This window comes from Methylobacterium sp. BI1, assembly GCF_056680125.1.
Genome location: NZ_CM155267.1, coordinates 97,146 through 110,973 on the forward strand (window position 1 = coordinate 97,146; position 13,828 = coordinate 110,973).

20 protein-coding genes are annotated in these 13,828 nt (G+C 75.2%); 14 read left to right on the forward strand and 6 right to left on the reverse strand.

Features of this window, described 5'->3' with window-relative positions; translation table 11 throughout:
• The first annotated feature begins 31 nt into the window (after window positions 1-31).
• Window positions 32-1,198, forward strand: coding sequence for a phage portal protein (locus tag AC1MGR_RS00420; RefSeq protein ID WP_480233320.1), 1,167 nt, complete (start codon window positions 32-34; stop codon window positions 1,196-1,198).
• Here the strand turns inward: AC1MGR_RS00420 and AC1MGR_RS00425 are convergent.
• Window positions 1,174-1,590 carry a type II toxin-antitoxin system VapC family toxin gene (locus AC1MGR_RS00425; RefSeq protein ID WP_480233321.1) on the reverse strand — a complete coding sequence of 139 codons (417 nt, stop codon included), beginning with the start codon at window positions 1,588-1,590 and terminating at the stop codon, window positions 1,174-1,176. The genes AC1MGR_RS00420 and AC1MGR_RS00425 overlap by 25 nt on opposite strands.
• A complete protein-coding gene (locus AC1MGR_RS00430) occupies window positions 1,587-1,823 on the reverse strand; it encodes a type II toxin-antitoxin system VapB family antitoxin (protein WP_108037582.1) in 237 nt (78 codons plus the stop codon). The genes AC1MGR_RS00425 and AC1MGR_RS00430 overlap by 4 nt, the downstream gene beginning before the upstream one ends.
• Window positions 1,824-1,908: 85 nt before the next feature.
• Here AC1MGR_RS00430 and AC1MGR_RS00435 point away from each other — a divergent pair, with 85 nt between their 5' ends.
• From AC1MGR_RS00435 to AC1MGR_RS00445, 3 genes are all read left to right on the forward strand, one after another.
• A complete protein-coding gene (locus AC1MGR_RS00435; protein WP_480233322.1) occupies window positions 1,909-2,493 on the forward strand; it encodes an HK97 family phage prohead protease in 585 nt (194 codons plus the stop codon).
• Window positions 2,494-2,633: 140 nt separating this feature from the next.
• Window positions 2,634-3,836: a phage major capsid protein gene (locus tag AC1MGR_RS00440; protein WP_108037812.1), complete on the forward strand. Its 1,203-nt coding sequence runs from the start codon at window positions 2,634-2,636 to the stop codon at window positions 3,834-3,836.
• A 150-nt stretch (window positions 3,837-3,986) separates the two neighbouring features.
• Window positions 3,987-4,724 carry a substrate-binding domain-containing protein gene (locus AC1MGR_RS00445; protein ID WP_480233323.1) on the forward strand — a complete coding sequence of 246 codons (738 nt, stop codon included), beginning with the start codon at window positions 3,987-3,989 and terminating at the stop codon, window positions 4,722-4,724.
• A gap of 28 nt (window positions 4,725-4,752) precedes the next feature.
• On the opposite strand, the gene AC1MGR_RS00450 is transcribed toward AC1MGR_RS00445, so the two are convergent.
• Together AC1MGR_RS00450 and AC1MGR_RS00455 are read right to left on the reverse strand one after the other, a co-directional pair.
• Complete coding sequence (locus AC1MGR_RS00450) at window positions 4,753-5,589, reverse strand: S1 family peptidase (protein ID WP_480234892.1); 837 nt, start codon at window positions 5,587-5,589, stop codon at window positions 4,753-4,755.
• Window positions 5,590-5,799: 210 nt separating this feature from the next.
• Complete coding sequence (locus AC1MGR_RS00455; RefSeq protein WP_480233324.1) at window positions 5,800-6,639, reverse strand: S1 family peptidase; 840 nt, start codon at window positions 6,637-6,639, stop codon at window positions 5,800-5,802.
• Between the two features lie 40 nt (window positions 6,640-6,679).
• On the opposite strand from AC1MGR_RS00455, the gene AC1MGR_RS00460 reads away from it, so the two are divergent.
• Genes AC1MGR_RS00460 through AC1MGR_RS00495 form a run of 8 tightly spaced genes read left to right on the forward strand, consistent with a single transcriptional unit; the run spans window position 6,680 to window position 10,309 of the window.
• Window positions 6,680-7,249, forward strand: coding sequence for a head-tail connector protein (locus tag AC1MGR_RS00460; protein ID WP_480233325.1), 570 nt, complete (start codon window positions 6,680-6,682; stop codon window positions 7,247-7,249).
• 24 nt (window positions 7,250-7,273) lie between these two features.
• Complete coding sequence (locus AC1MGR_RS00465) at window positions 7,274-7,642, forward strand: head-tail adaptor protein (protein ID WP_480233326.1); 369 nt, start codon at window positions 7,274-7,276, stop codon at window positions 7,640-7,642.
• Window positions 7,639-8,073, forward strand: coding sequence for a DUF3168 domain-containing protein (locus AC1MGR_RS00470; RefSeq protein ID WP_480233327.1), 435 nt, complete (start codon window positions 7,639-7,641; stop codon window positions 8,071-8,073). The genes AC1MGR_RS00465 and AC1MGR_RS00470 overlap by 4 nt, the downstream gene beginning before the upstream one ends.
• A gap of 24 nt (window positions 8,074-8,097) precedes the next feature.
• Entirely contained in the window at window positions 8,098-8,505 is a 408-nt protein-coding gene (locus tag AC1MGR_RS00475; RefSeq protein ID WP_480233328.1) for a phage major tail protein, TP901-1 family, read from the forward strand.
• The gene (locus AC1MGR_RS00480; RefSeq protein ID WP_108037565.1) at window positions 8,505-8,828 is read left to right on the forward strand and encodes a gene transfer agent family protein; all 324 of its coding nucleotides are present in this window, start codon (window positions 8,505-8,507) and stop codon (window positions 8,826-8,828) included. Before AC1MGR_RS00475 ends, AC1MGR_RS00480 begins: the two co-directional genes overlap by 1 nt.
• Window positions 8,825-9,043: a phage tail assembly chaperone gene (locus tag AC1MGR_RS00485; RefSeq protein ID WP_108037563.1), complete on the forward strand. Its 219-nt coding sequence runs from the start codon at window positions 8,825-8,827 to the stop codon at window positions 9,041-9,043. Before AC1MGR_RS00480 ends, AC1MGR_RS00485 begins: the two co-directional genes overlap by 4 nt.
• A gap of 16 nt (window positions 9,044-9,059) precedes the next feature.
• On the forward strand, window positions 9,060-9,635 hold the full coding sequence (locus tag AC1MGR_RS00490; protein ID WP_480233329.1) for a phage tail tape measure protein: 576 nt from the start codon (window positions 9,060-9,062) through the stop codon (window positions 9,633-9,635).
• A 20-nt stretch (window positions 9,636-9,655) separates the two neighbouring features.
• On the forward strand, window positions 9,656-10,309 hold the full coding sequence (locus AC1MGR_RS00495) for a phage distal tail protein, Rcc01695 family (RefSeq protein WP_480233330.1): 654 nt from the start codon (window positions 9,656-9,658) through the stop codon (window positions 10,307-10,309).
• Here the strand turns inward: AC1MGR_RS00495 and AC1MGR_RS00500 are convergent.
• Both AC1MGR_RS00500 and AC1MGR_RS00505 read right to left on the reverse strand, forming a co-directional pair.
• Window positions 10,290-11,240, reverse strand: a complete 951-nt coding sequence (locus AC1MGR_RS00500; protein WP_480233331.1) for a pyridoxamine 5'-phosphate oxidase family protein — start codon at window positions 11,238-11,240, stop codon at window positions 10,290-10,292. The genes AC1MGR_RS00495 and AC1MGR_RS00500 overlap by 20 nt on opposite strands.
• Window positions 11,241-11,268: 28 nt before the next feature.
• The gene (locus tag AC1MGR_RS00505) at window positions 11,269-11,883 is read right to left on the reverse strand and encodes a glutathione S-transferase family protein (RefSeq protein WP_480233332.1); all 615 of its coding nucleotides are present in this window, start codon (window positions 11,881-11,883) and stop codon (window positions 11,269-11,271) included.
• Between the two features lie 147 nt (window positions 11,884-12,030).
• Here AC1MGR_RS00505 and AC1MGR_RS00510 point away from each other — a divergent pair, with 147 nt between their 5' ends.
• Both AC1MGR_RS00510 and AC1MGR_RS00515 read left to right on the forward strand, forming a co-directional pair.
• Entirely contained in the window at window positions 12,031-12,906 is an 876-nt protein-coding gene (locus AC1MGR_RS00510) for a LysR family transcriptional regulator (protein WP_480233333.1), read from the forward strand.
• Between the two features lie 22 nt (window positions 12,907-12,928).
• Complete coding sequence (locus AC1MGR_RS00515) at window positions 12,929-13,822, forward strand: DUF2163 domain-containing protein (protein WP_480233334.1); 894 nt, start codon at window positions 12,929-12,931, stop codon at window positions 13,820-13,822.
• Window positions 13,823-13,828 lie beyond the last annotated feature (6 nt).

The following is a 13,828-nucleotide window of genomic DNA, read 5'->3' on the forward strand; positions in this document are numbered from 1 at the left end:
CCTTCCGCACCGACGCTTCCGCGAGGCCCCGATGGCGAACCTCCTCTCCCGGCTCGTGCGCCGGGCCGCGCCCGACACCAAGGCGGCCCCCGTGCCGGGTCTCGGCGTCGCCTTCTACGGCGAGGGCCGGGCCTCCTGGACGCCGCGGGACATTGGGGCGCTGGCCCGGGCGGGTTTCCAGCGCAACGCCATCGTCCACCGGTCCGTGCGCCTGGTGGCCGAGGCCGCCGCCGCCCTGCCCCTCGGGCTGACGGGGGCGGGCAGCGCCGGGCCGCACCCGCTGGCGGCGCTGCTGGCCCGGCCGAACCCGCGCCAGGGCGGGGCGGCCCTGCTCGAATCGCTCTACGGGCACCTGATGGTCTCGGGCAACGCCTACCTCCAGGCCACGGGCCTCGACGGCGTGCCCCGCGAGCTCCACGCCCTGCGTCCCGACCGGATGCGGCTGGTGCCCGGCCCCGACGGCTGGCCGGTGGCCTACGACTACGCGGTGGGCGGCCGCACCCTGCGCTTCGACCAGGGCGGGGACGGCGTGCCGCCGATCCTGCACCTCACCCTGTTCCACCCCACCGACGACCATTACGGCCTCTCGCCGATGGAGGCGGCGGCCGTCGCCCTGGACATCCACAACGCGGCGGGGGCCTGGAACAAGGCGCTCCTCGACAACGCCGCCCGGCCCTCGGGCGCCCTGGTCTTCGCCACGGCCGCCGGCTCGACCCTGAGCGACGCGCAGTTCACCCGGCTCAAGGGCGAGCTCGAGGCGAACTACCAGGGCGCCGGGAATGCCGGGCGGCCCCTGCTGCTGGAGGGCGGGCTCGACTGGAAGCCCCTGGCGCTCTCGCCGAAGGACATGGATTTCGTCGAGGCCAAGAGCGGGGCCGCCCGCGAGATCGCCCTCGCCTTCGGGGTGCCGCCCCTGCTGCTCGGACTGCCCGGCGACAACACCCACGCCAACTACGCCGAGGCCAACCGCGCCTTCTACCGCCAGACCGTGATCCCCCTGGTGCGCCGCACCGCCGAGGCCCTGGCCCACTGGCTGGAGCCGGCCTTCGGCCCCGCCCGCCTGGAGCCCGACCTCGACGCCATCGAGGCCCTGGCCCCCGAGCGCGAGAGCCTGTGGCGCCGGGTCCAGGCGGCGGACTTCCTCACCGAGGCGGAGAAGCGCGAGGCGGTGGGCTACGGGCCGGTACCCGAGGGGTGAGCGAGGTCGGTCCGCGCGAAATCCTCACCCTTGTAGAGGAGGGTCGCGCCATGGGCCTGCGCACAGGCATAGGCGTGACAATCGCCCATGTTCAGGGCGGCCGGATGCCGCCCTTTGCCGAAGCGGTCATAGGCCGCGATGGCGAGATCGGACTCGGCCTCTCCGAGAGGCACGAAGCGGATCGCGCCGGCCTCAAGGTAGAGCCGCACCTGCGCCCGCGCCGCCGCCACCGTGAAGGCGTAGCTGCGCACGAGGCCGGCCACCGTCTCCCAGACGGAGAGGGCGGAGCACAGGCGATCCGGGTCGGCCTCCAGCCGGTCGCTCAAGGCATCGGCCTCCGGTTCGCCGGTGATGATGGCGATCAGGGCCGAGGCGTCGACGAAGATCGTCATGTGCCGCTCAGGTCGTCGAAGAAGGCCTTGTCGGCCGCCGCGCCGGTGGGGGCCGGCAACGGATGGCGGGCGCGCAGGGCGGCGAAGCGCTCGCGAAGGGGCACGCCGGGGTCGATCCGGGCGAGCTCCGCCGAGACGGCCCTGTGGACCGCCTCCGACTTCGTCACGCCGGCGGCCTCGGCGAGGCGCGCGACCAGCGCCGCCGTCCGGTCGTCCTTGATGTAGAGCGGCATCGGCGCCCTCCGGATATCCTCGAACGCGCCGGAGAATATCCCGCGCCTGGCCGCCTGTCACCGGACCTTGTCAGCGGAGTCTCCCATGGACGGCCATTTCACCGGCTATGCCAGCCTGTTCGGCGTGCCCGATCTCGGGCGCGACGTGGTGGCGCCGGGCGCCTTCGCGGCGAGCCTGGCGGCGCGGGGCGTCGCGGGGGTGCGGATGCTCTGGCAGCACGATCCGGCCGAGCCGGTGGGGCGCTGGCTCGCCCTGCGCGAGGACGGCCGCGGCCTGCGGGTGGCGGGGCAGCTCAACCTCGCGGTCCAGCGCGCCCGCGAGCTCGACGCGCTGCTCGGCGCGGGCGGCCTCGACGGGCTCTCCATCGGATTCCGCACGGTCCGGGCGCAGCCCCAGCGCAGCGGCCTGCGCCGGCTCGAGGCGATCGACCTCTGGGAGATCTCCCTGGTCACCTTTCCGCTCCAGGCAGGCGCGCGGATCGCCGCCCCGGTCCAGGCCGGCAGCGATCTGGCGCAGGGAGCCTCCCTGGCGCGGGAAGCCGCCCTGGCAAAGGACATCCGGGCCCTCGCCCACCGCATGGCGCCGCCCCGGCGCGCGGCCTCCCCCTTCACCCGGCCCGGGCCCCGGCCCGCCGCCATCCTGCCCGCCCGCCCCGCGAGGTTCGCATGACCGTCCCCGTTCCGTTCGAGACCCACGCCGCCACGCCGCACGCCCCGGAGGTGAAGGGCGCCCTGCCGCCCCTGGAGGACAAGGCCGCAAGCCGTGTCGCGAACGATCCGGCCCCGAACGATCCGGCGGTGAGCACCGCCATGGCCGAGCTCGCCCGTGCCTTCGAGGCCTTCAAGGAGACCAACGACGCGCGGCTGGCCGCGATCGAGGGCCGCGCCCCCGGCGACGTGCTCACGGAGGAGAAGCTCGCCCGCATCGACGCCGCCCTCGATACGGCGCGCAGCCGCCTCGACCGCCTCAGCCTCGACGGCCGCCGCCCGCCCCTGGGACAAGGCACAGGACAGGGCGGCCCGGCGCCCCGCGACGGGGCCAGCGTCGAGCACAAGGCGGCCTTCGACCTCTATGTCCGGGCCGGCGAGAGCGGCGGCCTCAAGCGGCTCGAGGAAAAGGCCCTCTCGGCCGGCTCCGGCCCGGACGGCGGCTACCTCGTGCCGGCCGAGGTCGAGCGCATGGTGCTGTCGCGCCTCACCAACCTGTCGCCGATCCGGGCGCTGGCCACGGTCCGGGTCATCTCCGGCGGGCAGTACAAGCGCGCGGTCTCGGTGCGCGACGCGGTCTCGGGCTGGGTCGCCGAGACGGCGCCGCGGCCGCAGACCGACACGCCGCTCCTGTCCGAGCTGACCTTCCCGGCGATGGAGCTCTACGCCATGCCGGCGGCGACGCAGACGCTCCTCGACGACGCCGTCGTCGACATCGATTCCTGGCTCGCCGACGAGGTCGAGACGACCTTCGCCGAGCAGGAGGGCATCGCCTTCGTCACCGGCAACGGGGTCAGCCGCCCGCGCGGCTTCCTCACCTACGACACCGTCGCGAACACCGCCTGGGTGCCGGGCAAGATCGGCACCGTCGCGACGGGCGTGTCCGGCGGCTTCGCGGCCTCGAACCCGTCCGACGTGCTGTTCGATCTCGTCTACGGCCTCCGGGCGGGCTACCGCCAGAACGCCACCTTCGTGATGAACCGGCGCCTGCAGAGCACGATCCGCAAGTTCAAGGACGCGGAGGGCAACTACCTGTGGCAGCCGCCCCTGGCCGCCGACCGCGCGGCCACCCTCATGGGCTTCCCCGTGGCCGAGGCCGAGGCGATGCCGAACATGGGCGCCAACAGCCTCTCCCTCGCCTTCGGCGATTTCCGCCGCGGCTACCTCGTGGTGGACCGCGCCGGCCTGCGGGTGCTGCGCGACCCCTATTCGGCCAAGCCCTACGTGCTGTTCTACACCACCAAGCGCGTCGGCGGCGGCGTCCAGGACTTCGACGCCATCAAGCTCCTGTCCTTCGCGCAGTGAGCGCAGCCCCCCGGGTCTCCGGGCCCGGGGGCGCCTGCTTGGACGAGCGAAGACCGTTGCCAGGATCAGGCCCGAGCCTTTGCATGACGACAGGCCCGGCAGGCGTTAGGGAACGGAACCCGACAGGTTCTGATATCCGGCAGTGATCCCATGGCAGACGTATCGGACGGCGCCGATGACCTGACCGTCATGATCTCGGGCGGCTTCGCCCTGGCCTATCAGGCGGTGCTGCCGGCCTTCGCGGCGATGACCGGCCTGCGCGTGCGGACCCTGTCGGGCGCCTCGCAGGGCCAGGGTCCGAAGACGATGCGCCATCAGCTCGAGCACGGCGCCGCGGTCGACGTGGTGATCCTCTCCGACGAGGGACTGCACGACCTGTCGGAGGCGGGCTGGATCGCCGCGGGCTCGTCGGTGGCGCTGGCGCGCGCGCCGCTCGCCGCGGCGGTGCGCACGGGCACGCCGGCGCCGGAGATCGGCAGCGCCGCGGCCCTGGCCCGCAGCCTCTCGGCGGCACGCCGGGTCGTCATGCCGGGCAGCACCAGCGGCCTCTTCCTGCGCGACGTGGTGTTCCCGCGGCTCGGGATCGCCGACACGGTCCGGGCGCTGGTCGTGGCGCGCGGCACGGAATCCGCGGCGGCCCTGGCCGCCGGCGAGGCCGACATCGCCCTGGGGCCGGTCAGCGAACTCGTCGCCATCCCGGGCATCACCGTGGTGGGGCCGCTCCCCGACGCGGTGCAGCTCGTCCAGACCTTCAGCGCCGCCCTTCTGCGCCGCGCGCGCCACGTCGCGGCCGCCCGGCAACTGACGGCGTTCCTCGCCTCGGATCGGACCACAGCGGCGATCCGCAGCACGGGCATGGTTCCGGCCGAGCCCGGTCCGACCCCGTAGGACGTCGGCGAAGCCGCCGGGCGCCGGCCTAGCGCCGGCCCGGCTTGGCCATCCAGTCCGACCGGGTCGCGCCGATGGCGGCGCCGGAAGGCATGCGGGCGAACTCGGCCGCGCGGGCGTTGATCCAGCCGGCATGCTCGCCGGTGGGCGTCACGGCGGTGAAGCCGCCACAGGCGGTGCGGGCCTTCCGGTCCTGGCGCATGGCGCCGCTGGACCAGCTCACCACGCCGACGATCTGGTAGGCGCCGGGGCCGCCGCGCAGGATCGGGCCGCCGGAATCGCCGAGGCAGGCGCCGGCGCCCGCCGTCTCGGCCATGCGGCGGCGGTCGGTGACCACCGTGACCCGGTTGGCGACCTGGAGCGAGCCGATGGAGACGAGATGGGCCTGGCGCAGGGTCCGGGCGGTGTTGCGCCGGTTCTCCGCGACCACGCCGAAGCCCGCGATGTCCACGGGGTCGCCGGTGTTGATGGCGCCGCCGCGGGGATCGAGGGGCTGGAAATCGCCGCTCAGGGGCTCGGCGAGCTTGATCAGCGCGAGGTCGATGCCCGGCTGGTCCTCCGGCGTGGTGCCGGGCACGAAATCGGGGTGCATCGCGAAGGCGATGGCGTTGATGCGGCGCTGGCGGAAGGCCCGGTCGACCGCCACCACGCTGTAGCCGGCCTGATGCATGACGCAGTGGGCGGCGGTGAGCACGAGGTCGCGGGCGATGAGCGTGCCCGAGCAGATCTCGCCCTGGGTGCTCTCGATCCGCACCACCGAGGCGCGCAGGCCGTTGGGATCGCGCGAGACCTCGCCGTTGATCACCGCCAGGGCCGGCAGGGGCGCCAGCGCGCCGAGGGCCGCGGCCAGCACCGCCGCTCCCATCCGGAGGCGGCGGGTGGGACGAGTCTTGGGGCGCACAGCCTTGCCGGGGGCGGCCTTCTTGCTGGGGGCGGCCTTGCGCAACGCGGTCGGCAACATCGTGTCTCTCCCGCGTCCGGCGATGTTCTGGACGAGAACGGCGTGGAGCCTATCGGAAGGCAATGGCTCGGCCAAGCTCTGGTTCCGCGGACCTTTCGTCATCCGGAGACCCGTTCAGGCCCCGGACCAGCGCGCGGCGCTGCCCCAGCCCGACAGGGTCCGGTCGATCCAGTCGCGCTGCGGCCCGAGAAGGACACCCTGGGAGACGCCGCCGCAGGCCTTGCCAGCGGCCCAGGCGGAGACGGCGAGGACGGCGGGCCCCGCGCCGATCGGCCCGCCGGAATCGCCCTGGCAGGCGCTGGCGCCGCCGGGACCGGCCCCGAGCCAGACCAGGATGCGGCTCGGTCCGTAGGGCTCGATCACGCCGAGATCGACGCTGCGATAGGTGCCCGTGCTGCGGGCGTCCCCGGCGGCGGCGACGCCGTAGCCCGACAGAGTCAGGCGCTCGCCCGCCCGCGGCAGCGCGGCGCTGAGGGGGGCCGGCACGAAGCGGCCCGGCAGGGGCGCGGCCAGGCGCACCAGGGCGAGGTCGATGGAGCGGCGGCGGCCCGCCACCGCGCCCGAATCGTAGCCGGGGTGGAGGGCGCGGGCCGCGATCTCGGCCAGCACCGGTGCGCCGGCCGCGTCCTTGTAGTGCACCCGGTGCTCCGCGCGGGCGGCCACGCAATGGCCGGCGGTGAGCACCGCGTCCGGGGCCACGACGATGCCGGTGCAGACGCCGCCGTTCGAGGACAGCACCATCACGGCCGAGCCCGCCGCCTCTGGGGCGGGGCGGCCGCCCACCACGGCGCCGGCCGGCCCGGAGGCCTGCGGTCCCAGGCCCAGGAGGGCGCCCAGCAAAGCTCCCGGCAGGGCTCCAGCCAGGGCTCCGGGCAAGGCTCCGGGCAAGGTTCCGGGCAAAATCAGGCCCCCGGGGCGGGCCGCGCGGCGGGTCCGGCCAGCGTTGCGCGCCATCGCGATCTCTTTCTTGGACGCCACCCACACGGAGACGACGATGACCCCGATACGCGTCGACAGCGCCTTCGTCGAGCCGGTGACGCTGGCGGAGATGCGCGGCGTCCTGCGCCTCGACCCGGACGACGGCGGCGCCGAGGACCCCCTGGTGGAGCGCCTGATCGCGGCGGCCCGGGCGCAGGTGGAGGCGGCCAGCCGGCGCATCCTGGCGCCGGGGCGCTATCGCCTGATGCTCACGGCTTGGCCCGCCGGCGGCTGGCTGCCCCTGCCGCTCAGCCCCCTCGTGGCCGTGGCCCGGGCGGGCCTGGTCGATCCCGGCGGCACCGTCACCGACCTCGCCGCCGGCCTCGTCCGGCTCGGCCCGGACGGGAGCGAGGCGCCCGGCCTCGTCGTCGACCCGGCCGTGCCGGCCCTCGACCGGCGCGCCGCCCTGATCGAGGTCGATGCCGGCTACGGCGGCGCCGGCCCGCCGATCCCGCCGGCCCTGGCCCAGGCGATCCGGCTCCTCGTCGCCCACGCCTTCGAGCATCGCGGCGACGGACCGGGCGACGACGTCCCGCCGCCCGCCCTCGCCGCCCTGGTCGCGCCCCTGCGGCGGCTGCGGCTGTAGCGCCCCTCTCCGGAGATCACCGCCATGCGCCAGCCCCTCCCCCGCGTGCCCATCGGCGCGCGGCGCCGCCGCTTCGTGCTCGAACGTCCCGTGGAGACGTCCGACGGCTTCGGCGGCGTGGTGCGCCGGTTCGAGGCCGGCCCGCTGCTCTGGGGCGCGATCGAGCCCCTGCGCCCGGTCGAGCGGCTCCGCTTCGGCCGCGCCGAGGCGGTCGCCACCCACCGGGTCCGGTTCCGCTTCGGCCCCACGATCACGCCGGCGATGCGGCTCGCCAGCGGCCCGCGCCGCTTCGCCGTGCGCAGCGCGGGCGATCCGGACGGGCGCCGGCGCGACCTCGTCTGCCAGGTCGAGGAACTCGGCGCCGAAGACCGCGGCCCCGGGGCCGCCGCATGAGCCTCGCCCCGTCGCCCACCAGTCCGCTCCTGGCCCTGCGCGCGGCCATCCTCGCCTACCTCGCCACCGACGCGCCCCTGGCGCGGCTGATGGGCGGGTCCCTGCGCCTCGCCGACGAGCCGCCCCGGGGCGTCGGGCCGGTCTACGCCCTGTTCGGGGACGCCGAGATCCGCGACGATTCCGTGGACGGCGCCCGGCGCCACCGCCACGCCCTCGGCCTGACGGTCTTCGCCCGGCCGGGCGCGCTCCGCAGCGCGGTCGATGCCGCCGAGCGCATGGCCGACCTGCTGCACGACGCGCCCCTCGTCCTCTCGGGCCACGCCCTGGTGCGCCTCGACCTGGAGGCCATCGCGGTGCGGCGCGACCCCGCCAGCGGCGAGGCCCGCGCCACCCTGACCCTGCGGGCGATCACCGAGCGCCTCTCCGCCTGACCCCTTGAGCCCCGGAGCCCTCCCATGGCAGCCCAACGCGGCAAGGACCTGCTCATCCGCATCGCCAACGGCGGCGGCTTCCTCGCGGTGGCGGGCCTGCGCGCCCGCCAGATCGCCTTCAACGCCGAGACGGTGGACGTGACCAACGCCGATTCCGTTGGGCGCTGGCGCGAGCTCCTGGCCGGGGCCGGAATACGCCGGGCCGCCCTCTCGGGCTCCGGGGTGTTCCGCGACGAGGCCTCCGATGCCCGCCTGCGGCAGGTCTTCTTCGACGGTACCCTGGAGACCTACCAGATCGTGGTGCCGGGCTTCGGCACCCTCGAGGGCGCCTTCCAGATCACCAGCCTGGAATACCGGGGGGACCATGCCGGCGAGGTAACCTTCGACATGGCCCTCGATTCGGCCGGCGCCCTCGCCTTCACGGCCGCCTGATGGCCAACCGCCGGCGCGGCGAGGTGGCCCTGGTCCTGGGCTCCGAGCGCTACACCCTCTGCCTCACCCTCGGGGCCCTGGCCGACCTCGAGGACGCCCTCGGGGCCGCCGACCTGACCGCCCTCGCCGCCCGCTTCGGCGACGGGCGGCTGAAGAGCCGCGACCTGATCGCCCTCCTCGGCGCGGCGCTCCGGGGCGGCGGCCACGACCTCGACGCGGACGCCGTCGCGGCCCTGCCGCTGGCCGGCGACCTCGACGCCATCGGGACGGCCCTCGGCGCCGTGCTCGCCGCCGCCTTCGGGGAGGCCCCCGAAGACCCTTGAGCCCCACGGGCGGGACCGCGCCGGAGCCGCCCTCCGCCTTCCCGTGGGACGCGGTGCTGGCGCTGGGCCTCGCCCGGCTGCGCTGGCGCCCGCGCGATTTCTGGCGCGCCACGCCGCGCGAACTGATGGCCGCCGCCGGCCTGACCGGGTCCCGCACCGCCCTCGACGGGGCGGACCTGCGGGACCTGATCGCCCGCTTCCCCGACCCGACCTGATGCGAGGCACCCCGCCATGGCCGAGACCGACCCCGACCGCAGCGCCGCGGCCCGCGCCCGGCAGCTGGAGACCCTCGACCGCCTCGCCCAGCGCTTCGGCCAGAGCCTGTCGAAGGCCCTGAGCCTCAATGTCGGGGCCGGTCGGCAGCTCGACGGCGTGCTCGGCACCCTGGCGACCAAGCTCTCCGGCATGGCGCTCACGGCGGCGCTGAATCCGGTGAAGTCCGGGATCGCCCGGCTGGTGAACGGCCTGATCGGGTCGGGCGCAGGCGGTGCCGACACGGCCTTTGCCGGCGGCGGCGTGCTGCAGCAGGGCCGCGTGCGTCCCTTCGCGGCCGGCGGCGTGGTGGCCGCGCCCACCTACTTTCCCATGCGCGACGGCCTCGGCCTGATGGGCGAGGCCGGGCCGGAGGCGATCCTGCCCCTGAAGCGCGGCAGCGACGGGCGGCTCGGCGTCGCGACGGGCGGGCAGGGGGCCGCCCCCGTGACCATCCACATCTCCACACCGGACCTCGAGAGCTTCCGCCGCTCGGAGGCGCAGGTGGCGGCCGGCCTCGCCCGGGCGGTGGCCCGGGGCCGACGCGGCCTGTGAGGCAAAAGGAGGACCCCACCATGGCCGACGACCCGCCGAGCGACTTCCACGAGGTCCGCTTCCCCCTCGACGTCGCCCTGCGCGGCAGCGGCGGCCCGAGCCGCCTCACCGAGATCGTGACCCTGGCCTCGGGCCGCGAGCACCGGAACAGCCGCTGGGCCGATTCCCGCCGGCGCTACGATGCCGGCTTCGGCATCCGCACCCTCGACGCGCTGCACGCGGTGCTGAGCTTCTTCGAGGAGCGGCGGGGCCGGCTCTACGGCTTCCGCTACCGCGACCGGGTCGATGCGACGTCCGGGCCGCCCTCGCGCCCGATCGCGGCCACCGACCAGCTCCTCGGCCTCGGGGACGGGGCGACCCGCGTGTTCCAGCTCGCCAAGATCTACGGCACCGGGCCCGCGCCCTATCGCCGGACCATCGCCAAGCCGGTGGCCGAGAGCGTGCGGGTGGCGGTGAACGGCGTCGCGGTGCCGGCCGCCCAGGTCGCCTGCGAGGCCGCCACCGGCCGCCTCACCTTCACGGTCGACGCCGTGCCGGCCAGGGGCGCCCGGGTGACGGCGGGCTTCGCCTTCGACGTACCGGTCCGCTTCGACACCGACGACCTCACCGTCGACCTGTCGGCCTTCGCCGCCGGGGAGATCCCGCGGGTGCCGCTCATCGAGATCGTGCCGTAGGCGCACCGAACCGCAGCGGCCAGGCGCCCGGGCGCCGGACCAGGGTGCGGGGCGTGAAGCGCCAGAGACGCTCGGCGCCGGGGAGGTCCGCGGGGTCGGGGGCGTCGAGGACGACCTCGGGGCGGCCGGTCATCTGCACGAGGTCGCCGGTGGCGAAGTCGATGAACAGGAGCCCGGCGCGCGGGTTGGCGAGCATGTTGCCTAAAGTGTTGAAGAACCGGTTGCCGGAATAATCCGGCACCGTCAGGACCCCGTCCGCGCCGACCCGGACGAAGCCGGCGGGGCCGCCCCGATGCGAGACGTCGACCTGCCGGGTACCGTCGGCGCCGATCGCGTAGCTCGCCACGAAGACCGTTTCCGCATCCGCCACCAGGGCGCGGGTCTCCGCATCGAGATGATGCGAGACCTGGGGCGCGGCCGGCGCCGCCGGGACCGGCTCCGGATCGGTGCGGACCCGGATGTATTGCGGGCAGTTGCCGAAGCTCTGCGCCACACGGATCGCGAAGCCGTCCGGGCGGTCGCGCATCACCGTGCCGTTCAGGCGGTTGCGCCGCCGCGTGCCGAGGTCGATCCCGAGCAGGCCGAGGGCGGCGCCGTCCGCGAGCCCCGCCTCGGCGGGATCGTCGGGCTGGGGCGCCGCCCGCACCCGCAGGTGCCCGGGGTCGGGCGCGTCGAGGAAGCCCGGCGCCCCGGTCCGCAACGTCGCCCAGGCCTCGCCGTCCGGGTCGACCGTCCCCAGCACCACGTAGGGGAGTTGGCGGTAGAAGGTGCGGTGCTGCTCGATCAGGTGGTCGCGGATCACCCGCGGGCCGAGCTCGGCCATCCGCTCGGCAACGCCGAGATGGGCCTGGATGGCGGTTTCGCCCGCGTGCCACGGCGGGGTGGGGTGGATGTCCGGGAGAGCGCGGGAGGGGGAGTCGGTGGGAGACATGTTCGTTCTCCTGCGGAAAGGGTCTCGCTCAGGCGGCGCGCAGGCCGGCCGGCGTCTGCGGGAAGGGCACGAAGCCCGGCAGGGCCTCGATGCGGGCGAGCCAGGCGCGGACGGCGCCGTAGGGGGCGAGGTCGACGTTCCCCTCCGGCGCGGCGGCGACGTAGCTGTAGAGCGCCACGTCCGCGATGGTGGGGTGGTCGGCGGCGAGCCAGGACCGGCCGGCGAGTTCGGCCTCGATGCGGCCGAGGATGGCGTGGGCCCGGGCGATGACCTCGTCCGCGTCGAAGGCGGCGCCGAACACCGTGATCAGGCGGGCGGCCGCCGGACCGAAGGCGATGGGGCCGGCCGCGACCGAGAGCCAGCGCTGGACCCGCGCCGCGCCGGCCGCGTCCTCCGGCAGCCAGTCGGTGCGGCCGAGGCTTTTGGCCAGGTAGACCAGGATGGCGTTGGAATCGGGGACGACCGTCTCGCCGTCGACGAGCACCGGCACCTGGCCGAAGGGATTCAGTTTCAGGAAGTCCGGCGCCTTGTGCGCGCCCCGGGCGAGGTCGACCTCGACGATCTCGCAGGGCTGGCCGACCAGGGACAGGAACAGCCGGGCCCGGTGGGCGTGGCCGGACAGGGCGACGTGGAACAGCTTCATGGAAGGTCTCCTCGGGGACAGGGGCGGCACCCGAGCCGGGCACCGGCGTCATCCGCATTCAAGACCATCACCCACCCGGGGAGAATGCGCTTTCCCCGCAAGCCACCGTTCCGCAGAATGGAATAATCGGCGGCGGCGGGGGACGGCATGGATCGGTGGCAGGCGATGCGGGTCTTCGTGCGCGTCGCGGAGGGCGGGGGCTTCGCCGCGGCGGCGCGCCAGCTTCACATGAGCCCGCCCGCCGTGACCCGGGCGGTGGCCGCCCTCGAGGCGGGGATCGGGGCGCGGCTCCTGACCCGGACCACCCGCTCGGTGAAGCTCACCGAGGCGGGCGGGCGCTACCTGGAGGATTGCCGGCGCATCCTGGCGGAGATCGCGGAGGCGGAGGCCGCCGCCGCGGGCTCCTACGCCACGCCCTCCGGTACGCTGACGGTGACGGCGCCGGTGCAGTTCGGCCGCCTCTACGTGCTGCCGGTGATCACCGAATACCTGGACCATCACGCCGCCGTCGCGGCGCAGGCCCTGTTCCTCGACCGGATCGTCAACATGATCGAGGAGGGTGCCGATGTGGGCGTCCGGATCGGCCCCCTCGCGGATTCCGGCCTCGCGGCGATCCGGGTCGGCACCGTCCGCCGGGTGCTGTGCGCGGCACCCGACTACCTCGACCGGCACGGCACGCCCGGGACGGTGCGGGACCTGCGCGCCCACGCCGTGATCGGCTCGGCGAGCCTCGGTTTCGGGACCGCCGCCCCGCGGCCCCGGCTGACCTGCAACACCATCGATTCCGTCCTGGCGGCGGCCCTGGCCGGCCAGGGCCTCGCGCACCTCCTGTCCTATCAGGTCGCCCCGGCCCTGGCGGAAGGCCGCCTGCGCCTCGTCCTCGACGATCCGGAGGCGGCGGTGATGCCGGTCCACGTGGTGAGCCCCGAGGGGCGGCGCGCGCCCGCCAAGGTGCGGGCCTTCATCGATCTCGCGGTGGCGCGGCTCCGGGCCGACCCGCGGGTCAACCCGACCCGTTCCTGAGATTTTTCGGGGCTTCCAGACCATGCGCGACCTGCCCCCCGATCTCGCCGCGCATCTCGCCGGCGGGGCGACCACGCTGTGCCATTGCTGGGCCCTGACCCGGCGCGACGGCGCCCGGCTCGGCTTCACCGACCACGACCGCGACCTCAGCTTCGGCGGCCTGACCTACGCCGCCCGCTCCGGGCTGGAGGCGGCCGAGGCGAGCACCGAGCTCGGCTTCGCCATCGGCGGCGGCGAGGTCGCCGGCGCGCTCTCGGCGGTCGGGCTCACCGATGCCGACATCGCCGGCGGCCTCTACGACGCCGCCTCGGTGGAGACCTGGCTGGTCGACTGGAGCCGCCCCGAGACGCGCCTGCTCCTGGCGATCGGCACGGTGGGCGAGGTGCGCCGCGCCGGCACCGCCTTCGTGGCCGAGCTGCGCGGGCTGATGGACCAGCTCGACGCCGAGCGCGGCCGGACCTACCGCGCCACCTGCGGGGCCGATCTCGGCGATGCCCGCTGCCGCGTGGATCTGACCGATGCCCGCTTCGCCACCACCGGCACGGTGCTGGCGGCGCCGGAGCCTGGCCGCCTCGCCGTGGCCCTGGCGGGCGATTTCGCGCCGGGGTGGTTCGCCGGGAGGCGCCTCGCCTGGATCGGCGACGGCCAGGCCGGACAGGAGGCCGAGATCCGCGACCAGACCGGCGCGTCGGGAACGATCCGCCTCGACCTCTGGCAGGCGCCGCCCCGCCCGGTGGCGCCGGGCGACCGCTTCCGCCTGATAACAGGCTGCGACAAGCGCCTCGCCACCTGCCGCGAAAAATTCGCCAACGTGCCGAACTTCCAGGGCTTCCCGCACCTGCCGGGCAACGACTTCGTACTCCGCCCCGCCCCCGGCTCCGGCCCGGGCCTCGACGGCGGCAGCCTGTTCCGGTGAGGCCGC